This is a genomic window from Thioalkalivibrio sp. ALM2T, assembly GCF_000381505.1.
In the GTDB taxonomy this organism is placed as follows: domain Bacteria; phylum Pseudomonadota; class Gammaproteobacteria; order Ectothiorhodospirales; family Ectothiorhodospiraceae; genus Thioalkalivibrio; species Thioalkalivibrio versutus.
On sequence record NZ_KB906570.1, the window covers coordinates 23,910 to 49,029 of the forward strand.

Here is a 25,120-nt window from a genome sequence, read left to right on the forward strand (position 1 = left end):
GCCCCCTGGCAGGTGCACCGGTGGCGACGCGCCGGCCGAACCGGTGCTCGGGACGCCAGACTGACAACAGGACTGTTCAAGCTCGATGGCCGAAGACGACAAACAATCCGAGACCGGTTTCCGGCAGAAACACGGTGACCCCGGCATTGCCGGGCGCATGGCGGCGGCCTTTATTCATTCGCCGCTGTCGTCGCTGCTGCTGATCGCCAGTATCGCGATCGGCATCCTCGGCCTGATGGTCACCCCGCGCCAGGAGGACCCGCAGATCTCGGTGCCGATGGTGGACATCATGGTGTCCTACCCGGGTGTCCCCTCGGAGCAGGTGGCGAGCCTGGCGGCACGGCCGCTGGAGCGGCTGTTGAGCGAGCTCTCCGGGGTGGACAACGTGTACTCCGTGTCGCACCGGGGCGAGGCGATGGTGACCGTGCAGTTCGACGTTGGCGAAGATATGGAGTCCTCCATCGTCAAGGTGCACGACAAGCTCTTCGCCAATCGGGACCTGATGCCGCCCGGCGTCAGCGAACCCATGGTCAAGGCCAAGGGCGCGGACGACGTGCCGGTGGTCAACCTGACCTTCTGGTCGCATGAGGTGGACGATGCCCTGTTGCGCCAGATTGCGCTGGATGCGCAGCAGCAGCTGAACGAAACCCCCGACACCAGCCAGAGCTTCGTGGTCAGTGGGCGCGAGGAGCGCCTGCGCATCGAGGTGTTGCCGGAACGTCTTGCGGGCTATGACATCAGCCTGGATGACATCGCTCAGGCCGTGCAGTCCGCGAATGTCGAGGGCGCGGCCGGACGCATCGAGAGCGGCGGTCTGAGTACCGCGGTGTACACCGGGCGTTTCTTCACCGGCGCCGCGGATCTCGAGCAACTCCTGATCGCAGTCAGTGACGGCCAGCCGGTCTATCTGCGCGATGTGGCCGAGGTGACCTACGGCCCGGGCGATCTGGAGCGGTTCGTGCGCCACTACTCCGGTCCGGCAGCACCCGAACCGGATGCGGCACCGGAGGGCGCCGCGGCGGTCACTCTGGCCATTGCCAAGAAGTCGGGCAGCAACGGGGTGACCGTCGCCAACGACGTACTCGAACGCCTGGAGCGCCTGAAGGGCAGCGTGATCCCGGACAACGTCGAGGTGGCGGTTTCGCGCAACTACGGCAAATCCGCCAACGAGAAGGTCAACGAGCTTCTGTTCAAGCTCTTTATCGCCACCTTCGCGGTGACCATCCTGGTTGGCCTGTTCCTGGGCATTCGTGCCGCGGTCGTGGTGCTGATCGTGATCCCGGTGGTGATTCTGTTCACTGTGTTCAGCGCCTGGCTGCTGGGCTACACCATCGATCGCGTCAGCCTGTTTGCGCTGATCTTCTCCATTGGCATCCTGGTCGATGACGCCATCGTGGTGGTGGAGAATATTTACCGACGCTGGCTGATGAAGCGCGGCATCGATACCGAGACCACGGTGGATGCGGTGCGCGAGGTCGGCAACCCAACCATCCTGGCCACCTTCACGGTCATCGCGGCCCTGCTGCCGATGGGTTTCGTCTCCGGGATGATGGGCCCGTACATGCAGCCGATCCCGGTGCTGGGGTCCGTGGCCATGCTGTTCTCGTTGGTGGCGGCGTTTGTATTCACCCCGTGGCTCACCCAGCGCCTGCGCCCGAGCATGGCGTATCTGGAAAAGGCCACCGACAAGGAACACCGCCAGGCGGAAAAGCTGGGGCGGTTCTACCGCACGGTAATCCCGGGGCTGGCCGACAATCGGGTGCGCGGCTACGCCTTTCTGATCGCCGTCATCGTGATCTTCTTCCTGATGGTCAGCCTGTTCATGACCACGGATGTCCGCGTGAAGATGCTGCCCCTGGATAACAAGCCCGAGTTCCAGGTGATGGTGAACTTCCCCGAGGGCACGGCCCTGACCGAGACCGCGACGCTGAGCCACGACATGGCCAGCGTCCTGCGCGAGATGGACGAGGTAGTGGCCCTGCAGTCCTACGTCGGGACCGCCTCGCCGTTCAATTTCAACGGCCTGGTGCGGCACTACTACCTGCGCAACGAACCCTGGCAGGGGGACATCCAGGTGCAGCTGGTGGACAAGGGCGACCGCAGCCGGACCTCGCACGATATTGCCACCGAGGCGCGCGAACGCCTGACCCCGCTGGCCGAGGCGGCCGGCGCGCGCATCCAGGTGGTCGAGATGCCGCCGGGTCCGCCGGTGCTGCAGTCGCTCGTGGCCGAGGTGTACGGCCCGGACGCCGCCACCCGCCGCGGGGTGGCCCGCGATCTCGAGGGCATGTTCGCCGGTGCCGAGCATGTGGCCGATGTGGACAGCTTCCTGCAGGCGCCACACAACGTCTGGCACTTCGATGTGGATCGCGACAAGGCGTTGCGCCGCGGTGTGACCGTGGACACCATCAATCGAACCCTGGAGACCGCGATCGGCGGGCAGATCCTGGGCGATGTAAAGGCGCAGTCGCTGGTCGAGCCACATCTGATCGAGATGCGTCTGCCGATGGCAACGCGCAATGACATCCGGCAGCTGGAGATGCTGCCGATCTCCACCCGGCAGGGCGGGTCGATCCCGCTGGCCGAGCTGGGCGAATTCGTCCAGCGCCCGCAGGACGAGCCGATCTACCACAAGAACCTGCGCCCGGTGGAGTACGTGACCGGCGAGGTAGTCGGGCGTCTGGCCGCGCCGGTGTACGGCATGCTGGAGGTCCAGGAACAGCTGGAGGACTACCGTCTTCCGGATGGCAGCCAGGTGCAGCCGCACTGGCTGGGGCCGCCGCCCAATGATGGCTCGACCGCCTTCGAATGGGCCGGCGAGTGGACGGTGACGTACGTGACCTTCCGCGACATGGGGATCGCCTTCGCCATCGCGCTGATTTTGATCTACATGCTGGTGGTCTGGGAGTTCGGCAACTTCGTGTTGCCGGGCATCATCATGGCCCCGATCCCGCTGACCCTGATCGGCATTATTCCCGGCCACTGGCTGATGAACGCCGAATTCACCGCGACCTCGATGATCGGTTTCATCGCGCTTGCGGGGATTATTGTCCGCAACTCGATCCTGCTGGTGGATTTCGGTCGCCAGGCGGTGGACGAGGGCCACGACGTGCGCGACGCGATGATCCTGGCCTGCCAGGCGCGTACCCGTCCGATCATCATTACCGCTCTGGCCCTGCTGGCCGGCTCCAGCGTGATCCTGTTCGATCCGATCTTCCAGGGCATGGCGATCTCGCTGATGTTCGGCACGGTGGTGGCCACCCTGCTGACCCTGGTGGTGATCCCGCTGGGCTGTATCTCCGGCCGCCGCGCCTTCTGCCCGGCCAGCCTGGACGAGGACGGTGCGGTCACGGCGGGCTGTGGCAATGGCAATGGCAATGGCCATGCTGTGCATGCCGGTGTGACGGCCAGCCCGACCCAGGGTGCGTCTCCGGGGGCATACGGCGAGGGGAATGACCTGTTCGGCCCGCGCGAGGGCGGGCCGGTCACCCAGGTCGTGCAATACGCGGGGCTCTATCTCAAGTGCCTGGTCGTGGCTTTCATCGAGGGTCTGCGCGACCTGGCGCTCGCCCTGGGGCGCCTGATCCGGTCCTTCATTGAACGCCGTCGCAATGGCGATGGCGGCCCCCCGCCGCCCAGCGGCGGATCGGGCGGTCCCTTCGCCGGGCCTGGCGGGCCGACGGGCGGTGCCCCGGGGAGCGGTGGCGCGTCGGGCACGGGTTCCGGCGGCGGTGCGGCGACTCCGCAGTCCCGTTCGGAAAACCCGTCGGCGGACTCGAAGCCGTCAGGCCCTGTTGCGCAGGCACCTGAGCCGACCGACACCCCAGAGCGCGCGGCTTCCACGCCCGCCACCGGGAATGCCGGAGCCCAGGACGCCGGTGCCGCGCCGTCCGGCCGCGCTCAGGCTGAGAAGCCCGACGCGGGGACCGCGAAACAGGCGGACACCTCCAGGACCACGTCCCGCGCCGGGGCAGGCAAGACGACCGCATCGACTACCCCGGTCGGGTCGCGTGCCGGGAAGGCCGGCTCCACGCGGGGTGCTGGCGATTCCGCGGGGACCAAGGGTACGAAGAAGTCGCCAGCGGGCACCTCGGTAAGCGCGAAGGGCAAGTCCACCGCAGCCGCGAGCAAGACCTCCGGCGACACGTCCGTGTCCGGTGACGCCACTAAAGGACGCGCAAGCAGCACCAACAAGGGCACCGGAACCCGCGAAACGGGCAGCGCGAGCGCGAACAAGCGCGCGTCGACGGCGTCCAACAAGAAGACCGGGGGGGCGAGCAAGACCGGCACCACGAGCAGCAAGACCGGCCGCAAGGACAGCGGCAGTACCCCCAAGGGGAGCGGCAAACCGGGCACGCCCGGCAAGGGCCGCACCCGACGTGGGATTCGACTCAAGTGAACATGCAAGCAAGACCTCGAGGAGGTTCGCAATGAAGAAGCGTTTCAATTCCCGAATGATTGGTACCACGCTGGCCAGTGCCGCCGTGGCATCCGTGCTGGCCCTGGGCGTCGCCCAGGCCCAGGAACAGGGCCAGGGTCAGGGCTACGGCCAGGGTCCGGCGATGGGCCAGCAGGGCCCGGTGCCTGGCCCCTACGGCCACGGCCCGTACGGCTCCGGCATGGGCGCACATCCCGGTGGCGGGATGATGCAGCAGCGTGAAGGCTCCGGTGACTTCAGCTTCGGTATGTCCGGGCGCAGTCAGGGTCAGGGCTACGGGCGCGGCCACGGTGATGGGTACGGCCAGGGCTATGGCCGCGGCCATCAGGGCTACGGTCCGGGCTACGGCCCGGGGTATGGCCCCGGTTACGGCCCCGGTCCGCAGCAGGGTGGGTTTGGGCATCCGGGCATGATGCAGCCGGGCTATGGCATGCAGCAGCGTCAGGGCTACGGCCAGATGCAGCAGTTCGATCCGGACAACCTGCCGGAAGACATGCCGGAAGAGATGCGCGAGCGCATCCAGGCCCAGCACGCCGAGCGCCAGGAGCGCATGGAAGAGATGGAAGCCATGCGCGAAGCGCGCCAGAAGGCGATGGAAGCCGGGCGTGCGGCGTACGAGGAAGAGATGGAGCGCCAGCGTGAGCGCCGCATGGAGATGATGCAGGAGCGTCGTGAATCCATGCAGGAAGAAGGCGACTACTGATCCGCGGATCAGTAGTCGCATGCCGACGGGCGCTGGTGCCCGTCGGAGTGGAAGCCAGACGGAGGCAGTTCGCCATGCAGGGCAGGCAGTCCGGTCAAGCGAAACGCAGGCGGGTCAGAAACGCCCCGATACTCGGGGTATTGCTGGCCACGGGGTTTCTGTTGCCGGCCGTCGACCTGGCGGCGAGTGATCGCCACAACCCCTGGGCCTCCGGTACGCCGGAGGTGCAGCGATCGGCCCCGGAACGCCCGCGCGGGCGTTTTCCGGACCGCGATTACGACCCGTCACGGCGGGGTGAATCGCGGGATGCGCCAGGCCCGCCGCAGCACGCTCCGGCGTACCGCGGCTACGGGCCGCAACACCCGTATGGCACACCGGGTGCTCCGTCGTTCCACACCCCTGGCGGGATGCCGGGGGGCTATCCATACGGGTATCCGGGGCAGTCCGGTTACCCGGGCATGGGCGGGCCATCTTCGGTCTTCCCCTGGGGGATGGGCGGTTTCCCGTTCCCCTGACCAGTAAGGCGTGCATTCGGGAAGCCCTCCCCGCGTGCACGCATTCAAATTGAGGGCATGACTCCTTCAGGAGGTAGCACCATGAACAAGTTGGTCAAAGCAGCAGTTCTCGCCGTTTCCCTGGGTGGCCTGGCCGCCCCGATGATGGCCTCCGCCCAGTGGGGCGGCCCCGGCTACGGGTATGGCCCCGGCGCCTATGGCCCGGGCTACGGCTATGGTCCGAGCATGCCGTTCTTCGGTGGCCCCGGTTACGGCTCCGGTCGTAATTACGGCATGGGCGACATGATGGGCGACATGATGGGCGACGGTAACTTTGACTTCTCCGCCAGTGGTCGTGGCCGCGGCCACGGTTACGGTCAGGGCTATGGCGACGGCCGGGGTTATGGTCAGGGTTACGGCCATCCGGGTTACGGCTACGGTCCGGGCTACGGCTACGGTCCGGGTTACGGCCCGCAGGGCTACGGTCCTCAGGGCTATGGCCCGCAGGGTCAGATGCCGCAGCAGCAGGGCCAGGGCAACTAAGTCCCGCTTCTGTTCGGGCCTGCCCGGTGTCGGGCAGGCCCCTTTTTTTCGGAGCCGTGCGGATTGGTGGGTTGCGCGTAGCCGCCAATCCGCAATGCTCGAAGGAGACGCCATGCAGACCGTCGTCGCCAATCTGAAAGGTGGTACCGGCAAGAGTACCGTGGCCTTTAACCTGGCCCTGTGGTTGCTGGAGGGGCGCCGTCGCGCCCTGACCGTGGATCTGGATCCGCAGCGGACCCTCAGCGATGTGCTGGAGGTGCGCCACGAGGAAGGTTACGAACCCGCGCTGGACGGGGTCAGTGATCTCGATGCCGTCCGCGCCCGCGCGGGCGATTACGACGAGGTTCTGATCGATGTCGGTGCATCGGACATGGCCTCCCTGATGACCGCGGTGGAGGGTGCCGACCGCGTGCTGATCCCGGTTCCGCCCAGCCAGGCGGACGTCTGGTCGACTTATCGCTTCGTTCAGCGCATCCAGGATCAACGGGGGTCGCGTGATCGTCCCGAGATTCTGGCATTCATCAATCGCGCCGATACGCACCAGGCCGTGCGCGAGACCGACGAGACGCACGAGGCGCTGCAGCAGATCGAGGGGGTGCGCTTGCTGAAGCCGCGGCTGAAGCAGCGCATGGCCTTTCGCCGTTCCTTCAGCGAGGGGCTTTCGGTGCGCGAACTGGAGCCCCGCGGCAAGGCCGCTGCCGAGCTGGATGCCCTGGCTGTCGCCGTGTTCGGGCGCAGTCGCCGCAAAAAACAATAATGTGTCGCGTCCGGTGATCACCGGACGGCGGGCACCGAGCAGGAGAGCTTCATGCGCTTCATACGCAATGCTTTGGTCGTGATCGGGTTGCTGGCACTGATTGGCGTGGGATATGCCATTTTTGCCTTTGAGCCCTACCTCGGTCAGGTCCGCTCGCTGGATTCGCAGGCACCCAAGGTCTATTCGCAGATGGCCCGCACGGTGCTGGAGACCGGCGACGCCGCGGAGGCCATGGTCTACAAGCGCAAGGTGGACGCGGGCCTGGCGGTCGACGAGGTCGAGGACATTCTGCGGCTGGTGGCCAACGAACTGAATCTTCGCAACGTCGGCGAATTGCCGATGGGGGAGGAGGTACGCAGCGTTACCGGGGAGGACTTTCCGTTCCTGAAGATCTATATGTTCTGTGATGTGGCCATTGCCGCGCAGATGGTTCGCCACAGCCCGGCGATGGCTGCGTATCTGCCGTGCCGGATCGTGCTGCAGGAAGATGCCGAGGGCAATCTGTGGCTGATGACACTGGATCTGGAGCCGATGATCCACGGAGGGCGCCCGCTGCCCGAGGATCTGCGCGAGCAGGCCATTTTTGTGAAGGAATCACTGGAGGAAATCATCGACCGCGCCGCCGTCGGCGCCTTCTGACGGGGGTAGCGAACCCGATTCCATGCATCGACCAAGGGCGTTCAATGAGCGACGAGAGCAACAGTGATTTCAACGAGGTCCGCGACGAGGCGGACAAGGCGGATGCCCGCTCCCGGCGTGTGGAGCTGATTGTGTACGCCGCTTTGCTGGCCTTCGTGGTCCTGGCCATCTACGGGTTCTGGCTGATCACCAGCCTGACCCGGGATGTCAGCCAGCTGACCCAGGAGATCGCCCAGATGACCCAGGTGGTCGATCGCGACATGTCCACCATCGCCGGGCACATGGCCTCGATGGACCACCAGATGACGGACATCAACAACACCATGCGGGTAATGAACGAGGAAGTGGCGGTGATCGCGGGCAATACGCGCTCGATGGACGCCAATATCGGCTCGATGACGCGCGATACCAGCGTGATGGCGGGCGCGATCACGGGCATGCAACAGGACATGTGGAGTCTGAATCGCAATGTGGGGGCGCCCATGGGTATGATGAACATGTTCAACCCATTCACCGATCAGAGCGGTCCGGTCCGGGGTTCGCCGGGGCCGTATTACCCGCGCTGATCACGCGTTTCGACTGACGGAGTCCGCATGTTCAATCGTCCTGGCCCTCGGGTACGCAAGCAGCTCAAGCTGCTCAGCGACCGCCTTGCCGAAGAGAATCCGGTCCTGAAGGGGGTGGTCGACCCCTTCCGTGATCTGGACCGGGTCGGCTATGCGGCCGGTCTGCTGGATCCCACCGAAGACTCCTACGCCTTCACCATCTCCTGGTGGCCGATGATCGCCATGCTGGGGACGTTCTCGGCCGGCAAGTCCACCTTCATCAACGAATACGTGGGCACCACCGTGCAGCGCAGCGGTTCGCAGGCGGTAGACGACAAGTTCACCGTGATCAGCTACGGCGGAAGCGAGCACGTGCAGGAGCTGCCGGGGCTCGCGCTGGACGGCGATCCGCGTTTCCCGTTCTATCGCGTATCTGACGAGATCGAGCGCATCACCGACGGTGGCGGGCGTACGGTGGATCATTTCCTGGCGATGAAGACCGCGCGCGCGGAGCATCTGCGCGGGCGCATCATCATCGACTCTCCCGGGTTCGATGCCGACGAGCAGCGCGCGACGATCCTGCAGCTGACCGACCACATCATCGATCTGTCCGACCTGGTGCTGGTGTTCTTCGATGCCCGCCACCCGGAACCGGGCGCGATGCGCGACACCCTGGAGCACCTGGTCAATCGCGTCGCCGAACGCAATGATTTCACCAAACTGGTGTTTATCCTTAACCAGATCGACACCACCTGGCGCGAGGACAACCTGGAAGAGGTTGTTTCCGCCTGGCAGCGCGCCGTCGTGCGCCAAGGCAATGCCACCGGGCGCTTCTACTGCCTGTACAACGAGAGTGCGGCGGTCGAGATCGGCGATCCTCAGGTGCGCGAGCGCTACGAGGAAAAATCCCGGCGCGACCGCCAGGAGATTCACGCGAAGATCCAGGAGATCAGTTCCTCGCGTTCCTACCGGATCCTTGGTTCGCTGCAGGCGATCGCCGAATCCATCGAGATGGACGTCATGCCGGCGCTGCAACGTGCGCTCGCGCGCTGGCGCCGCCGTGTCGTGCAGTTCGACGCCGGGATGTTCGCGGTGGTCGCGGTGATCCTGGGTCTGATTGGCTACCGTTGGACTGGGGGTGTGGCCCCGTGGACCGATGGTAGCGTCTGGCAGTCCATGGGCGAGCGCCCGTTGCTGACTGTCTTTGGCATCGTGGTGCTGGCCATCGTGCTCGGCGGGATTCACTTCTTCAATCGCCGCTGGCTGGCCCGCCGCATCGCGCGGACGCTGCCGACCGAGACCCCCGCCGGTAACTGGCGCGCGGCCTTCGAGAAGAACACGCGTCCCTGGCGCCCGATGATGGGACGTGCACCGCTGGGTCTGGGACGGCGGATGATCGGCCGCCTGCATCAGCTGCGCGACCGTGCCGAGGCCTACATCCAGCGCCTGAACAACCAGTTTGTGGATGCTAGTCCGGTCTCGCGCCAGGGCGGGCGGGCCTCGGCCAGCGATGTCTACAATCCGAAGGAGCCGGAAGCACCGGCCCCCAACCCGACGCCGGGCACGGATGCGCCCCGCGATTACGCCGAGCCGGAGGCGCCGGAGAGGCGCTAGGGGTAGGGGCGCATGACGCCTTCTCCTGCGCCGGTTCGCAGCAAGCAGCACGACCAGCGGGTGCGATTACCGGCCGCTAATGTTGTGCAGGAGGAGAACGATGACCATACTGGCGTGGCTTATGTTCGCGCTGGCCATGATCCTGGTGCCCATCTCGGTATGGGCCAGCATGGCAGCGCTGGGGGTTTGTGCCGGGTGTGCACTGATCCGCGACTGGCGCAAGGGGCGTCAGGCGTCGGAGCAGTAGGCTGTCCCGCCCCGACACCCACGGGCTTTTGCCAACTGGGGACGGATCGTGCGCAGGGGGCTGTGGCGGATCCGATTCCTGTTACCACTGGAGGAGAAAGTAGAAATGAGTGATCAAAAGAAGATGGCCATCATTGCCACGAAGGGTAGCCTGGACTGGGGTTATCCGCCCTTCATCCTCGCCTCCACGGCGGCCGCTCTGGGCTACGACTGCGAGGTGTTCTTTACCTTCTACGGCCTGCAACTGCTGCGCAAGAAACTGGACCTGCAGGTGACCTCGCTGGGCAATCCGGGCATGCCGATGCCGATGCCGATGCCGGTGCTTCTGCAGGCCCTGCCGGGCATGCAGAAGATGATGACCGTGATGATGAAGAAAAAGATGGCGGCGAAGGGCGTCTCCGATCTGGGCGACCTGCGCGAGCTGTGCCTGGAGGCCGAGGTACGCATGATTGCCTGCCAGATGACGGTGGACCTGTTCGACATGGACACCAGCGAATTCATCGACGGCGTGGAGTACGCCGGGGCCGCCGCGTTCTTCGAGTTCGCCGGCGAGTCCGATATCTGCCTGTTCATCTGAGCCGGCAGCGCGCCTGGCGCGCCCCTCAAGGCCCCGCGGCATTGCGCTGCGGGGCCTTTTTCGTTTTTGGGTGCCTTCGTGCGCTTCGTGGCGACCGACAGAGAAAGATCAGTCGTGGCCGGCGTACATGGCCTCGATGGCTTTGGCGTAGTGCTTGGTAATGACCGGGCGCTTGAGCTTCATGGTCGGGGTCAGCATGCCGTTGTCCACTGACCAGGGTTCGTGCACCACGTGGACGTGGCGGATCCTGGCGTAGCCGGGAAAGTCGCGTAGCTGGTACTGCATGCGCTGGAGCAGGGCGCGCTCGGTAGCACGCGACAGGCGTCCGGCGGCACTGGGGTCGAGGTCGTGGTCCTCGGCGAAGGTCGCCCAGGCCTCGGGTTCGGGGACCACCAGGGCGCTCAGGAAGGAGTGGCCGTCGCCGACCACCATGACCTGATCGAACAGGGCATCCAGGGCGATGGCCATCTCCATGTCCGCCGGTGGGACCTTCTCGCCATTGGTCAGCACGAGGATGTCCTTCAGGCGTCCGGTGATGAAGATGCGGCCATCGTCGTCGATTCGGGCCTGATCCCCGCTGTGCAGCCAGTGATCCGGGTCGATCGTGGATGCGGTGGCCTCTTCGTTCTTCCAGTAGCCAAGCATGACGCTGCTGGAACGGGTAAGCAGCTCGTCCATTTCGCCGATCTTTACTTCGACCCCCGGAAGGGGCTTGCCGATGGAGGCGGGCAGGTTGTCGTCCGGGGTGTTGACGCTGACCACCGGGCTCGATTCGGTCATGCCGTAGCCATGCAGTACCGGGAGGCCGAGGCCGATGAAGAAGCGGGCAATCGGTGGCGGTAGCGGCGCGCCGCCGCACACGGCGAAGCGCAGCTTGCCGCCCAGGCGATTCAGCACCTTGAGTGCCACGATTCGCTCCAGCAGGGGCCACAGCAACAAGCCCGGGGACCAGGATGCACGGCCCTGCTGGTGTTCGAAGCGGCGCCAGCCAATGGCCACCGTGGCCTTGAACAGGCCACGGCCGATCGCGGATTTCTCCTTCAGGCCGGCCTGGATGCGGCCATGCACACGTTCGTAGATGCGCGGGACCGAGATCAGTACGGTGGGCTGCACGGACATCAGGTCCTCGCCCAGGCCCTGGATAGAGCGCGCGAAGGCGACCTCGGCGCCGATCAGCATGGGCATGTAATAGCCGCCGGTGCGTTCCAGCATGTGGGACAAGGGCAGGAAGGAGAGGAAGCGGTCGGTATCCGACAGCGGTCCGGCGGTGGAAGAGGCCTGGGCGTTGTCGAGAATATTGCGATGCGAGAGCATCACGCCTTTGGGTCGCCCCGTGGTGCCGGAGGTGAACACGATGGTCGCCAGGCCCAGGGGGTCCAGGTCCGGGCGATGCACGTGGTCGGGGTCGCCGCGCTCCAGCCAGCGGTCGAGGTCCATCACCCGCGAGTCATCGGGCTCGCCCTCGGTGTGGCCCAGGCAGACGATGCGCTTGAGCGAGGGCATGTTTTCGAAGTGTTCGGACAGGCGGCGGTTGTGCATGCTCTCGCCCAGCAAGAGCAGGCGGGCCTGAGTCTGGCCAATGATGTAGGCGACGTTGTCGGGGCGGTCGTCGGTGTACAGCGGCACGGTAATCAGCCCCAGTTCGCTGGCGGCCTGGTCGAGGGCGACCCACTCGCGCGAGTTGCCGAGCATCAGCGCAACGCGTTCCCCGGGCTTGAAACCTTCGCGCGCCAGCGCGGCCTGCCAGCGATCCACCATCGCGGCCATTTCGCCCCAGGTGGTCTGCTTCCAGGTCTGGTCGTCGGCGCTGAAGTGGCGATAGGCCGGGGCATCCCCACTCATGGAGACCCGAGTGCGGAACAGCGCCGGCAGGGTGGGGGCCTGTTCCGGGGTGATGGTGGTCGACGACATGAGGGCCTCGCGCGCTAGGGTCGGATGACCCGGACGTTAGAGGAGGCGTCCATCCGGGGCAAGCGGGACCCCGTGGACAACCTGTCGAGGGGGCAAACCTAGCGAATCCCCAGCGGGTGGGCAACGGGCTGGTAGGCGATGGCGCCGAGGACCAGGCTGAGACCGATCAGGGCGATTACGCCGCCCCCGGCCAGGCCCAGGGACGGCCCAATGTAGGTGAGCCGTCCCATGCGCGTCGGACCCAGCCAGCGACGGGTCCAGTCACGCGCGGAGACGGCGAGGGTCGCCAGCACCGAGACCGTCGCCGCCGTGCCCAGTGACATCGCCAGCACGGCGGCCACGCCAGCCCAGGCCAGGCCCAGGGCGGTGGAGACCGCCATGATCAGCACCGCGCCGGAACAGGGGCGGATGCCGACGGCCAGCACCGTGCCCCACCAGGTACCACGCTGGTTGGGGTCCACGTGGTGCGGGGTGCCGCAGCCGCAGTGCGCGTCGTGTTCGTGCGCATGATGGTGATCGTGGGCTTGAGTGCGGTGGGCGCGATGCAGCCGCCAGGCATGGCGCAGGGCACGAAGCATCAGCCACAGCCCGAGCAGCGCGACCAGGGCGAAGCTGGCGATCTCCAGGGTGCGTACCTGACCCAGGGTGTCGCGGGCCAGCCAGCCGAACAGGCCGATCAACACACCGACCAGGGCGATGGCGGTGACGCCCTGCGCCAGCGCGGAGGCGGTGGATAGCAGGATGCCGCGCCGCAGGTTCTGCGGCTGGGTCAGCAGGTAGGCGCTGATCACCGCCTTGCCGTGGCCGGGGCCGGCGGCGTGGAAGATCCCGTAGAGCAGGCTGACCAGGATCAGCGCCCCGGCGGTTTGTGTGGTCGGGCCGTCGCGCAGGGCGTGCAGGCCCTCGGTCAGGCTGCGGTGCAACTGCCGCTGGGTCTGCAGCATCCAGCCGGTCAGGCGTTCCAGGTGGCCCGGGGGCTCAACCAGTGGGGTTGGCGCCTGATTGCCGCTGGCGGGCGCGTCGCGTTCGGCGGGCGCCTCGGTGGGGGTGCCCAGCGGGTGGCCGGTCTCGGCCTGCACGAGTCCGGAGCCGCCAAACAGCAGGGCCAGCAACAGAAGTAGCAGGTTGAGGGAAGGGCGGTGGAACAGGTCTTGGTCGGTGCGCATGGCGTTACTGTATAACACTCAGGCTGCGGTGTGGTGTGCGTGGTGTCCGATCGCGCGACAGCACCAGGCTCAGTCGCATTCCAGCGTGGCGGTTTCCGCGAAGTGACGGCCCAGGTCGTTGACCGGGCTGCGGTCCGAACGTTCCAGGGTGGCGGCGTAGCGGATCAGCTGCGGGTCCGGTCGGGGCTCGGTGACGGCGACCTCGCAACCGGGTCGATTCTCCACGAAGACGATGTCGTCCGGGTCGTGCCGGATCTCGATCCAGTATTCCGGATCGAAGACGCGGTAGGTGAAGGCGTCACCGGCGGTGATGTCGTGTTCGACCAGAGGCAGCTCGAAACGCAGGTGCAGGCGCCGGTCCTCCAGAGTCAGACGCGCGTTGCGGGCCTGCGGCACGTCCAGGCGCTCGTCGCCCAGGTTCAGTTCGGTGAAGTAGTCGTAGGCAGCCAGGTTTCCGAGCATGCGTTCGGCGGCGTGTTCCAGCGCCGCATCGATGCCGGTGGCACCGTCGAGGTCCCGGGTCAGATCTTCCAGCAGCATGTGGCTGTAGGTCGGGTCGATGCGCCAGGATTGCTCCATACTCGACAGGTTGCCGGTATCGTCGAAGACCAGCCCCATGCGCAGGTCGATCCACGCATGCGGGTGGGCGAGCGCGGCGGCCGGCAGGAGCAGGCCCAGAACCAGCGTCAATCGCATGAGCCAGGGGCGCAGATCCATTGGCTTCAGGTGGCGCGCTGCCAGCGCGTGCCATCCGGCGTGTCTTCCAGCTCGATGCCGCGCGCCACGAGTTCGTCGCGGATGGCATCCGCCTTGGCGAAGTCGCGGTCCTGGCGCGCGGACTTGCGTGCGGCGATGCGCTCCTCCACCCAGGCGGCCAGGTCATCGTCCCCGGCGTCGCCCTGAAACCACGCGGCCGGGTCCTGTTGCAGCAGACCCAGCAGGGCGGCGCCCGCCAGCAGTTCACCCTTGCGGCGGGCCCGTTCGGCATCGTCGGATGCCGCCGCCAGGGCGTCGGTCATGCGGTGCAGCGCGGTGATCGCGGCGGGGGTGTTCAGGTCGTCCAGCAACGCCGTGAACACTGCCGTGTCGGAGGCAGCAATGTCGTCGGCCTTGATATCGGCCACATCGCGCAGTACGCGGTACAGGCCATTCAGGCTGTTGCGCGACTGGGTCAGGGTCTCTTCCGAGAAGTTCAGCGGGGCGCGGTAGTGGCGCGACAGCAGCGCCAGGCGCAGGACCTCGCCGGGGTAGTGCTGCAGCAGATCGTGCAGCAGCTGAAAATTGCCCAGCGACTTGGACATCTTCTCGCCGTCGATGGTCAGGTGCCCGTTGTGCACCCAGTAACGGGCGTAGTACGTGCCGTGTTCGTGGCAGCCCTCGGCCGCGCAGCCCTGGGCGATTTCGTTCTCGTGGTGCGGGAAGACCAGGTCGTGGCCGCCGCCGTGGATGTCGATCATCGGACCCAGGTGGCTGCGGATCATCGCTGTGCATTCCAGGTGCCAGCCGGGGCGGCCCATGCCCCAGGGGCTCTCCCAGCCGGGCTCGCCCGCCGCGGCCGGCTTCCACAGCACAAAGTCGCCGGGGTGGCGCTTGTAGTCGGCGACCTCGACCCGGGCGCCGGCCTGCATGTCCGCCAGCGAGCGCCCGGACAGGGCGCCGTAGTCCGGGTAGGAGGTCACGTCGAACAGCACGTGGTCGTCGGCCACGTAGGCATGGCCGCGTTCGATCAGGCGTTCGATCAGCTCGATCATCGGCTGGATGTGTTCGGTCGCGCGCGGCTCGAGGGTCGGCTTGAGCGTGCCGAGTTCGGCGATGTCCTCGTGGAAGGCCCGGGTGAAGCGTTCGGTCAGCGCGGCGATGGGTTCGCCGTTGTCGGCGGCGGCCTTGTTGATCTTGTCGTCGACGTCGGTGATGTTGCGGGCGTAGACCACGTGATCCGGGCCGTAGAGCTCGCGCAGCACGCGGAACAGCACGTCGAACACGACCACCGGCCGGCCGTTGCCGATGTGCACGCGGTTGTACACGGTGGGGCCGCAGACGTAGAGCGTCACCCGCTCGGGATCCTGCGGCACGAACGGATCGTCGCGCCCGCCCAGGGTGTTGTGCAGGGTGAGGGTCCGGGCTGCGCTCATTGACCGGTGTCCTTGCCGTACAGCGTCTCGGGGGCGATCTCGGGATCGCTGGTCACCACGACGGTGTCCTGTTCGACCTGGAGGTAGAAGCAGCTGTGCCGCCCCGTGTGGCAAGCGGGGCCGGTCTGGTCGACCTTCAGCAGCAGGGTGTCGCCGTCGCAGTCCAGGTGCAGCGAATGCAGCTGCTGCACCTGCCCGGACTGCTCGCCCTTGCGCCACAACGCCTGGCGCGAGCGCGAGTAGTAGCAGACGCGTCCGGTCGCCAGGGTCTCGTCCAGGGCCTCGCGGTTCATCCACGCCAGCATCAGGACCTCGCCGGTGTCGTGCTGCTGGGCAATGGCGGGGATCAGACCGCCGGCATTGAGCTTCAGGCGATCCAGGACCGCTGGGGTCGGGTGGCGCTCGCCACGGGGCTCGCCTTCGAGTTGCTTGAACATCGCTGCGTCCGCTTGCGGGAGCGGCGAAGAATACCATTTTCGAACCGCGCTCCGAAGCCCGCAAACCGGCGCCGCCTGCCCTGGGTTGCGCTTGGGCCACGGGTGGTCGATGCTCGAGACAGGACAGTTGGCGGGCAGGGAATGCCGGCCGCGTCTCCGTGGCGGTCGGAGGAATGGCATGGCGGGAGGCAACAAGGGCGGCTGGAGACCCAGCGCGGGGCGCACCGCGTTACTCATCGCCGTGCTGTATCTGGTTGTCGGGCTGCTCTGGATCGCCCTGTCCGACCGGGCCCTGCTGCTGATGGTCGACGATCTGGAGCTGCTGGGGCAGTTGCAGACCCTCAAGGGCTGGAGCTACGTGGTGGTTACGGCCATCCTCCTGTTCCTGCTGGTGTATTTTCCCCTGAAGGCTCGTGACCGCGCCTCGCGCGAGGCGCGCCGGCTCACCGGGATTGTTGAACGTTCCCCGGTGGTTGCCATCGAGTGGGCTACCACCCCCGGCTGGCCGGTCACCTTTGTCTCCCCGAATATCGAGCGCTGGGGCATTGCCCGCGATGCCCTGCTGCGCGGCGAGGTGCACTATGCCGACCTGATCCATCCCGACGATATCGACCGCATCGTGGCCGAGGTCACCGCGCACATCGAGCGCGGCCCGGACCGTTACACCCAGTTGTATCGCCTGCGGGACGGACCGGGCGGCTGGGTCTGGCTGGAAGACCAGACCTGGCTGACCCGTGACGAGTCCGGGCATGTGATCCGTATCAATGGCCTGCTGGTGGACGTGACCGAACGCCGGCGCGCCGAGCAGGACCTGCGTGATTCCGAGACCCGCTTCCGCGCGATCTTCGACAACGTGCAGGAGGCGATCCTGCTGCAAGACCTGGATACCGAGGCCGTGATCGGGATCAACGCGGCGGCCGAGAAGATGTACGGCTACAGCCGTGCCGAGCTGCTGGCCTGCAACGTGGACGATCTTAGCGCGGACGAGACCGGATTCGACGTTCAGCGCCAGAAGGCCCTGATGGAGCGTGCCCGGCGTGGCGAACAGCTGGTGTTCGAGTGGCGCGCCCGGCACCGTGACGGTCACGGGTTCTGGGTGGAGGCCAACCTGCAGGTCACCGAGATCGCCGGAGAGAAGCTGCTGCTGGTGACGCTGCGCAATATCGAGGCGCGCAAGCAGGCGGAGGCCGCCCTGGCACGCCAGGTGGATCGCCTGAGCCAGGCCGAGCGCCACGCCGGCCTGGGCAGCTGGGAGTACCTGCTGGAGAACCGCGAGCTGTGGTGGTCCGATCGGTTGTATGCGCTGCTGGGCTGTGATTCCCACTACGGCAAGCCGACGCTGGAGTCGTTTGCCCGCAATTTCTTCGACCTTGAGTCCGCGGACGGGGCGAGCTTCTCCGCGGCGATGGAGACCCTGATCACCGGCGGCCGGCCCGGGCCCCAGCGGTTGCTCCTGAAGGCCCGGCCCGAGGCGCGCGAGGAGGCCTGGTTCAGTCTCACCATGGAGGCGCCGATCGAGCGTGCCGACGGCCTGCATTACGTGCAGGGGACGGTGTTGGAGGTGACCGAGCTCAAGCGCAACGAGCTGGAACTGCGCAATCTGAATGTCACGCTCGAACAACGGGTGGCGGAACGCACGGCGGCCCTGCAGGCGCTCAACCAGGAACTGGAATCGTTTTCCTACGCCGTCTCCCACGACCTGAAGGCACCCCTGCGCGGAATCGAGGGCTACAGCCAGTTGCTGGAGGCGGACTACGGCGAGCAGCTGGAGGGCGAGGGTCGCACCTTCCTCAGCAATATCCGCAATGGCGTGGCGCAGATGAACGAGCTGATCTCGGATCTTCTGGCCTACTCGCGCATGGAGCGTCGGCCGCTGGAGGAGCGCACCGTCCGCGTGCGCGCGCTGGTGGAGGAGGTGCTGGAGTCGGTGGATCCGGGACTGCGTGAGCGCGCCGAGGTGAGTATCGAGATCGATCCCGATCTCTGCTTCGTCAGCGACCCGGATGGCGTCGCCCTGATCCTGCGCAACCTGCTGGAAAACGCGTTCAAATTCAGTGCCGAGCGCGAGGCCCCGCGAGTAACGGTGCAGGCCGAATCTCGCAGCGCTACACTCGGGATCACGGTGCGGGATAACGGGATTGGTTTTGACATGGCGTTTCGGGATCGCATCTTCGATATCTTCCAGCGCCTGAACCGTGCCGAGGCCTATCCCGGGACCGGTGTCGGCCTGGCCCTGGTGCGCCGTGCAGTCAAGCGCCTGCGCGGCGAGATCCGCGCCGAGGGCATGCCGGGCGAGGGGGCCACCTTCCAGGTGGAGTTCCCGCGATGAGCCAAGCCGGACGTCAGCCCTCCATCCTGGTGGTGGAGGACAACCCGGTGGATATCGATCTGATGCAGCGCGCCTTCGAGCGGAGGAACCTCTCCAACCCTTTGGAGATCGCGCGATGGGGTGGAGGCACTGGAGTTTCTCGATCGCTGGGAGCGCGGCGAACTGGCACCGCCGGCGGTGATCCTGCTGGATATCAAGCTACCCAAGGTGGACGGACTGGAGGTGTTACGGCGCATCCGCGCGCATGAGCGCTTCCGGCATATCCCCGTGGTGATGCTGACCTCCTCCAGCGAGGACCGCGACATCGCCACCGCCTATGACTGCGGCGCCAACTCCTACATCGTCAAGCCGGTGGACTTCGCCAAGTTCGTGGATGTTGCCGAACAGGTCGAACTCTACTGGTGCCTGCTCAACCACCCGCCGGTCTGAAGCCGTCCCCTGTCCTTGCAATCCGAGAACACATGCGAATCCTGCTCGTAGAAGATAATTCGGCAGATGCCGATCTGCAGCGCCGGGCCCTGGAGCTCCAGGTGCCGGGCGCCGACGTGTCCCTGGCGGGTTCCCTGGCCGAGGCGCGAGCGGCGCTGACCGGGGCAGATGCCTTCGACTGCGTGGTGGTGGATCTGCGTCTTCCGGATGGCAGCGGTCTCGACTTGCTCAGCGAGCTGCACGCCGCGCGTCGCGGCGAGGCCGTGCTGGTGCTCACCGGGCACGGCGAACAGGAAACGGTGGTGGCGGCGTTTCGCGCCGGTGCCGATGACTACCTGACCAAGGCCGATGGCTACCTGGAGCGCCTCCCGGGGCGGGTGGTGGATGCCCGTTCCCGGCGCGAGCTGCGCGTGACCGAGGCGCGCGAGCCGCTGCGGGTGCTGTATGTCGAACACAGCGAATTCGATGTCAGCCTGACCTGTCGCGAACTGGCGCACACGGCCCCGCATGTGCAGCTGGCGACGGTGCACACCGCCGAGGAGGCCCTGGCGGCCCTGCCGGAGAGTGCCGCCGGGGACCTGGACTTCGACCTGTTGCTGGTGGACTACCGGTTGCCCGGGATCGACGGTCTCGAGCTGGCGCGGCGGGTGCGCGAGGACCGCGGGCTGGACCTGCCGACCATCCTGGTGACCGGGCAGGGCACCGAGGAACTCGCTGCGCGTGCCCTGCGTATGGGCGTGGAGAATTACACGGTCAAGCACGAGGGCTATCTGAAGACCCTGCCGATGCTGCTGGACCAGGTGCATGCGCGTGCGCGGTTGCGCCGGGAACGCGCTGCGCTGGCGGCCTCCGAGAGGCGCTACCGCGAGGTGATTGAACGCGCTGGCGATATCGTCTTCGAGACCGATGCCGCCGGTTGCTGGCGCTTCCTCAATCCGGCCTGGACGGCCATCACCGGCCATTCGGTGGAATTGTCGATCGGTGAGGAGATGCTGTCGTTCATGCCGCTGGAGGACCGCGGAATGGCGGCACGGCTGTTGTGCCGCGCGGCGGAGGCCGACGATGGCCGGCTGGAGGCCGAGATCCGCCTGCGCGCGGCGGATGGCTCGCTGTGCTGGCTGGAGCTGCGCGGCCAGGCCAATCTGGATGCGACGGGCCGGGCCACAGGCCTGTCCGGGAGTCTGGTGGATGTGACCCGGCGGGTGCTGGACCAGCGCGTCCAGGAAGTGCGTGGGAATGTGCTGGCGCGGCTGGCAACCGGCGAACGTGATCCGCGCCTGCTGGAGGATGTGGTCAAGGGCCTGGAGTCGCTGGCCCCCGACCTGCACGGTTGCATTATGCTGCTGGATGCCGACAGCCAGGAACTGTACGGCGTGGCGGCTCCGCGGCTTACGGACCCGCTGCGTAGTGCGACCCGCCGGATCCGCGCTGCGCAGGGGATGGCCTCCTGCGGCGAGGCCGCGTGGAGCGGCGAGCCGATGATCATCGAGGACTGCGGGACGCACCCGAACTGGGCCGGGTTCCGCGATCTCGTGCGCGGGGCGGGCTTTGGCGCCTGCTGGTCGTTCCCCTTCCGGGATGCCGACGGTGGCGTGCTGGGCACCCTGGGTATTTATCTCGGCGCGTCACGCGGACCCTACCCCGGCGAACGGGTGCTGATCGACGAGTTCACCCAGATCGCGGGGCTCGCGGCGCAGAAGCTGCGCGTCTCGCAGGCACTCGGCGAGCGCGAGCGCGCGCTGCGGACCGCCGCCGAGCTGACCGTGGAACTGTTGCGCGAGGACAACCCCGCCAGCGTGATCCACCGACTGCTGGCCGAACTGGGGCAGGAGGCTGGCGCCGACCGTGCCTATGTGCTGGTGGCCGAGCTGGACCATGCGGTGCGCGAGGCCCTGGATATCCACCGCTACTACTGGGTGCGTTCGGATACCGAGGAGATGATCCGCCCGCCGCCGCTGCGCAACCTGAGCCTGGAATCGGTCCTGCCGCGCTGGCACGCGATCCTGCAGGGCGGCGGCGCGGTGGATGTGCTGACCCGCGAGCTGCCGGATGAGGAACGCGAGATCCTGGAGGCCTCGCAGAGCCAGGCCGTGCTGCTGGTGCCCCTGTATGTCGAGGGCGAGTACCGCGGGTTTCTCGCGCTCGACCGGGTGCAGCGCGCGCAGCGCTGGACCGACGCGGACCAGAGCCTGGCGCGCATCGTCGCCTCCAGCTTGGGGGCCGCAATGGAGCGGCGCCAGGCCTTGCTGGGCCTGCGGCGCATGGCGGCGGTATTCGAGAGTACCCGCGACGGCATCATCATCACCGACCTGACCCCGCGGATCGTCGCGGTCAACCCGGCCTTTGTCGACATCACCGGTTTTTCCGAGGCCGAGGCGATGGGTCGCAACCCGAGTTTCCTGCAGTCCGGGCGGCACGATGCCGATTTCTTCAAGCGCATGTGGGACGGACTCCAGCGAGAGGGGCACTGGCAGGGCGAGATCTGGAACCGGCGGCGCAATGGCGAGGTGGCCCCGCAGTGGCTGAGCCTCAATACCGTCTATGACGAGCAGGGCCAGGCCCTGCATTACGCTGGCGTACTGACCGACATGTCGGAGCTGCGGCGGTCGGAGGATGAACTGCAGTACCTGGCGCAACACGATGCCCTGACCGATCTGCCCAATCGCAGTCAGCTGCAGGTGATGCTGGGGCAGGCGCTGGAGCGTGCCCGCATACATGGGCACCGGATTGCCGTGCTGAATCTCGATCTGGACCGGTTCAAGAACGTGAACGATTCCATGGGGCACCCGGCGGGCGATCAGGTGCTGGTAGAGGTCGCGCGGCGTCTGCGCGGGGTGCTGGGGCCAACCCATGTGCTGGGTCGGCTGGGCGGCGATGAATTCCTGATTGTGGCGGAGAATCCGGACAGTGACGATGAGGTCGCGCGCTGCGCCCGCAGTTTGCTGGCAAGCTTCGAGCGCCCCTTTACGCTGGAGGACGGGCGTTCGGTCTATCTGAATGGCAGCATCGGCATCAGTCTCTACCCGGACCATGGCGACACCGTGACCGCGCTGATCCAGCACGCGGATGCGGCGATGTACCAGGCCAAGGCATCCGGGCGCCAGACCTGGAGTGTCTATACCCAGGCCCTGACACGCGCGGCCGACGAGCGCCTGGAACTGGAGAACCGCCTGCGCCAGGCCCTGCAGGACGACAACGGCGAGTTGCGGCTGCATTTCCAGCCACAGGTGCGGCTGGAGGACGGGCAACCCTTCGGCATGGAGGCGCTGCTGCGCTGGCAGCCGGCACAGGGCGAGATGATCCCGCCGGATCGCTTTATCCCACTTGCCGAGGACACCGGGTTGATCGTTGCGCTGGGCGAGTGGGTATTGCGCGAGGCCTGCGATGCCGGGCGCCGATTGCTGGACCGCGGCGCCGGGGATTTCGGTCTGGCGGTCAACCTGTCCCCGGTGCAGCTGCAGCGCAGCGATTTCGTCAATCGCGTGGCGGAGATCCTGGCGCTGACCGGTTTCCCGGCCGCCCAGCTGGAGCTGGAGATCACCGAGACCGCGATCATGCAGCAGGGCGATCAGGCCATTGCACGGTTGGTGGCCCTGAAGGCGCTGGGGGTGAAGCTGGCCATCGACGACTTCGGGACCGGGTATTCCTCGCTGGCGGCCTTGAGGACCTATCCGCTGGATGTCCTGAAGATCGACCGCAGTTTCGTGGATGGCGTTGCCAGCGAGAGCGCCGACCGCGAGATCGCCGCCACCATCATCGCGATGGGCCGCAACCTGAATATGCAGGTGATCGCCGAAGGCGTGGAGACGGCGGAGCAGGCGGCCTTCCTGCAGGAGCGCGGCTGTGCCCTGGGGCAGGGGTATCTCTACAGTCGGCCGCTGGAGATCGAGGCGCTGGATGCCTGGATGACGAAGCATGCCGGCCTGCCGGTACCCTGAGGGGCCCCGCTGGTCAGCGTCGTCAGGCATGCCCGCATGGCATCCCCTGGGCCGCTCCGGTAGCCTTTAGGCCCGTCTCTTGCCCGGAGCTGTCTCGATGTCCGATCCGTCCCGTCCCACTGCCTTGCGTTCGATCACCTTTCACGGCCTGGAGCCGGGGCCGCGTCTGATCGTGCTGGGGGCGGTGCACGGCAACGAGACCTGTGGCACCCAGGCCACCGAGCGCCTCCACGCGGAGCTGGAGTCGGGGCAGCGGCGCCTGCTGCGCGGACAACTGACGCTGGTGCCGCGCACCAACCCGCTGGCCTATCAGCTGGAAAGTCGCATGGGCGAGCGCAACCTGAACCGCAATCTGCGCGTGACCGACGACCCGCAGGACTTCGAGGACCGCATCGCCAACGTGCTGTGCCCGCTGCTGGCGGCGCATGACGTGTTGCTGGATCTGCACTCGTTCCACACCGGTGGGCAGCCATTCATCATGCTTGGCCCGCGCAATAATGACGGCGAGCTGGAAGGCTTCGCGCACGCGGCCGAGGAACAGGCGCTGGCGGCCTGCCTGGGGCCGCAGCGCATGGTCGAGGGCTGGCTGGATACCTACGCCCGGGGGGTCGCGCGACGGATGAAGAACCCGAACGCCAGCCAGCGCGCGCAGATGCTCAGTACCGACCCCAGCTACGGCATCGGCACCACCGAGTACATGCGCTCGCAGGGCGGCTACGGCGTGACCCTGGAATGCGGCCAGCATGACGACCCGCAGGCGCCGGAGGTGGCGTACAACGCGATCCGCAACACCCTCGCGCATCTGGACATGCTGGAGGCCCCGGCCACCGCGGGCCAGGTCAGTCCGGAGGTGCTGCGTCTGGTCGAGGTGATCGACCGCGACCACCCGGATGACCGCTTTGCGCGAGAGTGGAAGAGCTTCGATCCGCTGGCGGCCGGCGAGCTGATCGGTACGCGTGCCGACGGCACCGAGGTGCGTGCCCCGGAGCCGGGCTTCATCGTGTTTCCCAACCCCAATTCCTTGCCGGGCAACGAGTGGTTCTACCGCGCCGAGTTCAGTGACCGCAAGGTCGTCTGAGCCGGGATACCGCGCGGCATGGACTTTGCGCCCTCCGGCGTTGCGTTGCTGCTCCTCGCCGCCGGGTTCTTTGCCGGCCTGCTGAATGCCGTGGCTGGTGGCGGCAGCTTCCTGACCTTGCCGGCCCTGATGAGCGTTGGCGTGCCGCCGGTGGCCGCGAATGCCACCGGGACCGCGGCGCTGCTGCCTGGCTATCTGGCCAGCGTGCTGGCGGATCGGCGGCAGTTACGCCGGGCGTGGCAGGAGCTGGGCCAGGGGCTGGCCTGGGGCCTGCTGCTGGCGGGGGTGCTGGGCGGGGCCCTGGGGGCCTCCGTGCTGCTGCTGACCGGGGATGCCCGGTTCCGCGCGCTGATCCCCTGGCTGTTGCTGCTGGCCACGGTGCTGTTTGCCCTCGGCCCTTGGTTACAGCATCAGGCCGCGCGGGCGCATTCGGGGCCGCTGCGGGTGTTGGGGGCCGGGCTGGGCTGCGCCTACGGCGGCTATTTCAACGGTGGCGTCGGCATCTTGCTGCTGGCCATCCTGCGTGGCCAGGGGATCACGGATCTCGCGCGGGCGAATGCGGTGAAGAACCTGCTTTCCTCGGTGCTGACCCTGATGGCGGTGGGGGTCTACATCGCGGGCGGGCAGGTGGTGGCGACCGGGCTGCTGGCCGTCGGCGCCGGCGCGATCCTGGGTGCGCGGCTTGGCATCGCCCTGGTGCGCCGCGTGCCGGAGGCCGGCTATCGTCATGCCGTCACCCTGATCGGGGCGGTGATTACCCTCTTGTTTTTCCTCGATCCCGCCTGGCTCGCGTCGCCTGACTTGTAGATACCGTCTTGATCTATGAGTTGCAAGGCATGTCATTACGGGGTTGATACGGGGTTTGCGACTTGAGCACGCCGAAGGCGATGTGCAGGAGCTTGCGCATGGCCGCCCCGATCGCCGCCATCTTGGCCTTGCCCCGCCTCAGGAGGCGGTGATACTGGTGCCGCACGTCCGGGTTGTAGCGGGTGGCCACCACAGCCGCCATGTAGAGCGTCTTGCGCAGCCGGCCCGAGCCGGCCTTCGCCAGTCGCGGGGGCCGCTGGATCGAGGTCCCGGACTCCTGATGGACCGGTACCAGCCCATGGAACGCCGCCGCCTGCCGGGCGCTCGTGAACGTGCG

19 protein-coding genes and 1 pseudogene are annotated in these 25,120 nt (G+C 67.0%); 14 read left to right on the forward strand and 6 right to left on the reverse strand.

Annotation, left to right across the window (positions count from 1 at the left end; translation table 11 throughout):
• Nucleotides 1-85 precede the first annotated feature (85 nt).
• From F816_RS0112630 to F816_RS0112670, 9 genes are all read left to right on the forward strand, one after another.
• Nucleotides 86-4,399, forward strand: coding sequence for an efflux RND transporter permease subunit (locus F816_RS0112630; RefSeq protein WP_019595037.1), 4,314 nt, complete (start codon nucleotides 86-88; stop codon nucleotides 4,397-4,399).
• 31 nt (nucleotides 4,400-4,430) lie between these two features.
• Nucleotides 4,431-5,141, forward strand: a complete 711-nt coding sequence (locus tag F816_RS0112635; RefSeq protein ID WP_019595038.1) for a sulfur globule family protein — start codon at nucleotides 4,431-4,433, stop codon at nucleotides 5,139-5,141.
• Between the two features lie 596 nt (nucleotides 5,142-5,737).
• Nucleotides 5,738-6,178: a sulfur globule family protein gene (locus F816_RS0112640; RefSeq protein ID WP_019595039.1), complete on the forward strand. Its 441-nt coding sequence runs from the start codon at nucleotides 5,738-5,740 to the stop codon at nucleotides 6,176-6,178.
• Nucleotides 6,179-6,290: 112 nt separating this feature from the next.
• Nucleotides 6,291-6,935, forward strand: a complete 645-nt coding sequence (locus F816_RS0112645) for an AAA family ATPase (RefSeq protein WP_019595040.1) — start codon at nucleotides 6,291-6,293, stop codon at nucleotides 6,933-6,935.
• 51 nt (nucleotides 6,936-6,986) lie between these two features.
• Complete coding sequence (locus tag F816_RS0112650) at nucleotides 6,987-7,574, forward strand: DUF302 domain-containing protein (RefSeq protein WP_018176017.1); 588 nt, start codon at nucleotides 6,987-6,989, stop codon at nucleotides 7,572-7,574.
• A gap of 44 nt (nucleotides 7,575-7,618) precedes the next feature.
• Nucleotides 7,619-8,140: a hypothetical protein gene (locus F816_RS0112655; RefSeq protein ID WP_019595041.1), complete on the forward strand. Its 522-nt coding sequence runs from the start codon at nucleotides 7,619-7,621 to the stop codon at nucleotides 8,138-8,140.
• A gap of 27 nt (nucleotides 8,141-8,167) precedes the next feature.
• Nucleotides 8,168-9,733 (forward strand): dynamin family protein, encoded by a 1,566-nt coding sequence (locus F816_RS0112660; RefSeq protein ID WP_019595042.1) that lies wholly within the window; start codon nucleotides 8,168-8,170, stop codon nucleotides 9,731-9,733.
• Nucleotides 9,734-9,833: 100 nt separating this feature from the next.
• Entirely contained in the window at nucleotides 9,834-9,980 is a 147-nt protein-coding gene (locus tag F816_RS15010) for a hypothetical protein (protein WP_019595043.1), read from the forward strand.
• 105 nt (nucleotides 9,981-10,085) lie between these two features.
• A complete protein-coding gene (locus F816_RS0112670; RefSeq protein WP_018144415.1) occupies nucleotides 10,086-10,556 on the forward strand; it encodes a DsrE/DsrF/DrsH-like family protein in 471 nt (156 codons plus the stop codon).
• A 108-nt stretch (nucleotides 10,557-10,664) separates the two neighbouring features.
• On the opposite strand, the gene F816_RS0112675 is transcribed toward F816_RS0112670, so the two are convergent.
• The 5 genes from F816_RS0112675 to hisI all read right to left on the reverse strand — a co-directional run bounded on the left by F816_RS0112675 (nucleotide 10,665) and on the right by hisI (nucleotide 16,202).
• The gene (locus F816_RS0112675; protein ID WP_019595044.1) at nucleotides 10,665-12,467 is read right to left on the reverse strand and encodes a long-chain fatty acid--CoA ligase; all 1,803 of its coding nucleotides are present in this window, start codon (nucleotides 12,465-12,467) and stop codon (nucleotides 10,665-10,667) included.
• A 98-nt stretch (nucleotides 12,468-12,565) separates the two neighbouring features.
• Nucleotides 12,566-13,633, reverse strand: a complete 1,068-nt coding sequence (locus F816_RS0112680) for a nickel/cobalt transporter (protein ID WP_019595045.1) — start codon at nucleotides 13,631-13,633, stop codon at nucleotides 12,566-12,568.
• 69 nt (nucleotides 13,634-13,702) lie between these two features.
• Nucleotides 13,703-14,350: a DUF1007 family protein gene (locus F816_RS0112685; protein ID WP_019595046.1), complete on the reverse strand. Its 648-nt coding sequence runs from the start codon at nucleotides 14,348-14,350 to the stop codon at nucleotides 13,703-13,705.
• A 5-nt stretch (nucleotides 14,351-14,355) separates the two neighbouring features.
• On the reverse strand, nucleotides 14,356-15,765 hold the full coding sequence (cysS, locus tag F816_RS0112690) for a cysteine--tRNA ligase (protein WP_019595047.1): 1,410 nt from the start codon (nucleotides 15,763-15,765) through the stop codon (nucleotides 14,356-14,358).
• The gene (gene hisI, locus F816_RS0112695; protein WP_019595048.1) at nucleotides 15,762-16,202 is read right to left on the reverse strand and encodes a phosphoribosyl-AMP cyclohydrolase; all 441 of its coding nucleotides are present in this window, start codon (nucleotides 16,200-16,202) and stop codon (nucleotides 15,762-15,764) included. The genes cysS and hisI overlap by 4 nt, the downstream gene beginning before the upstream one ends.
• A gap of 241 nt (nucleotides 16,203-16,443) precedes the next feature.
• Here hisI and F816_RS0112700 point away from each other — a divergent pair, with 241 nt between their 5' ends.
• The 5 genes and pseudogenes from F816_RS0112700 (at nucleotide 16,444) to F816_RS0112720 (ending at nucleotide 24,783) form a co-directional block, all read left to right on the forward strand.
• Nucleotides 16,444-18,531, forward strand: coding sequence for a PAS domain S-box protein (locus tag F816_RS0112700; RefSeq protein WP_026333270.1), 2,088 nt, complete (start codon nucleotides 16,444-16,446; stop codon nucleotides 18,529-18,531).
• Nucleotides 18,528-18,960, forward strand: a pseudogene (locus F816_RS14150) (response regulator). Before F816_RS0112700 ends, F816_RS14150 begins: the two are co-directional and overlap by 4 nt.
• A 32-nt stretch (nucleotides 18,961-18,992) precedes the next feature.
• Complete coding sequence (locus F816_RS0112710; RefSeq protein WP_019595051.1) at nucleotides 18,993-22,898, forward strand: EAL domain-containing protein; 3,906 nt, start codon at nucleotides 18,993-18,995, stop codon at nucleotides 22,896-22,898.
• A 97-nt stretch (nucleotides 22,899-22,995) separates the two neighbouring features.
• Nucleotides 22,996-23,976, forward strand: a complete 981-nt coding sequence (locus F816_RS0112715; RefSeq protein WP_019595052.1) for a M14 family metallopeptidase — start codon at nucleotides 22,996-22,998, stop codon at nucleotides 23,974-23,976.
• Between the two features lie 18 nt (nucleotides 23,977-23,994).
• On the forward strand, nucleotides 23,995-24,783 hold the full coding sequence (locus F816_RS0112720; protein WP_019595053.1) for a sulfite exporter TauE/SafE family protein: 789 nt from the start codon (nucleotides 23,995-23,997) through the stop codon (nucleotides 24,781-24,783).
• Nucleotides 24,784-24,796: 13 nt separating this feature from the next.
• Here F816_RS0112720 and F816_RS0112725 read toward each other — a convergent pair.
• Nucleotides 24,797-25,120, reverse strand: a 324-nt coding sequence (locus tag F816_RS0112725) for an IS110 family transposase (RefSeq protein ID WP_019593421.1), incomplete at its 5' end; no start/stop codon positions are given.

What these genes read in the sequence shown, in the direction of transcription:
- F816_RS0112675 (WP_019595044.1), bottom strand. Translation starts at nt 12,467, where the DNA reads ATGTCGTCGACCACCATCACCCCGGAACAGGCCCCCACCCTGCCGGCG.
- F816_RS0112685 (WP_019595046.1), bottom strand. Translation starts at nt 14,350, where the DNA reads ATGGATCTGCGCCCCTGGCTCATGCGATTGACGCTGGTTCTGGGCCTG.
- F816_RS0112710 (WP_019595051.1), top strand. Translation starts at nt 18,993, where the DNA reads ATGCGAATCCTGCTCGTAGAAGATAATTCGGCAGATGCCGATCTGCAG.
- F816_RS15010 (WP_019595043.1), top strand. Translation starts at nt 9,834, where the DNA reads ATGACCATACTGGCGTGGCTTATGTTCGCGCTGGCCATGATCCTGGTG.
- F816_RS0112660 (WP_019595042.1), top strand. Translation starts at nt 8,168, where the DNA reads ATGTTCAATCGTCCTGGCCCTCGGGTACGCAAGCAGCTCAAGCTGCTC.
- F816_RS0112720 (WP_019595053.1), top strand. Translation starts at nt 23,995, where the DNA reads ATGGACTTTGCGCCCTCCGGCGTTGCGTTGCTGCTCCTCGCCGCCGGG.
- F816_RS0112640 (WP_019595039.1), top strand. Translation starts at nt 5,738, where the DNA reads ATGAACAAGTTGGTCAAAGCAGCAGTTCTCGCCGTTTCCCTGGGTGGC.
- F816_RS0112715 (WP_019595052.1), top strand. Translation starts at nt 22,996, where the DNA reads ATGTCCGATCCGTCCCGTCCCACTGCCTTGCGTTCGATCACCTTTCAC.
- F816_RS0112655 (WP_019595041.1), top strand. Translation starts at nt 7,619, where the DNA reads ATGAGCGACGAGAGCAACAGTGATTTCAACGAGGTCCGCGACGAGGCG.
- F816_RS0112670 (WP_018144415.1), top strand. Translation starts at nt 10,086, where the DNA reads ATGAGTGATCAAAAGAAGATGGCCATCATTGCCACGAAGGGTAGCCTG.
- cysS (WP_019595047.1), bottom strand. Translation starts at nt 15,765, where the DNA reads ATGAGCGCAGCCCGGACCCTCACCCTGCACAACACCCTGGGCGGGCGC.
- F816_RS0112635 (WP_019595038.1), top strand. Translation starts at nt 4,431, where the DNA reads ATGAAGAAGCGTTTCAATTCCCGAATGATTGGTACCACGCTGGCCAGT.
- F816_RS0112630 (WP_019595037.1), top strand. Translation starts at nt 86, where the DNA reads ATGGCCGAAGACGACAAACAATCCGAGACCGGTTTCCGGCAGAAACAC.
- F816_RS0112650 (WP_018176017.1), top strand. Translation starts at nt 6,987, where the DNA reads ATGCGCTTCATACGCAATGCTTTGGTCGTGATCGGGTTGCTGGCACTG.
- F816_RS0112680 (WP_019595045.1), bottom strand. Translation starts at nt 13,633, where the DNA reads ATGCGCACCGACCAAGACCTGTTCCACCGCCCTTCCCTCAACCTGCTA.
- hisI (WP_019595048.1), bottom strand. Translation starts at nt 16,202, where the DNA reads ATGTTCAAGCAACTCGAAGGCGAGCCCCGTGGCGAGCGCCACCCGACC.
- F816_RS0112645 (WP_019595040.1), top strand. Translation starts at nt 6,291, where the DNA reads ATGCAGACCGTCGTCGCCAATCTGAAAGGTGGTACCGGCAAGAGTACC.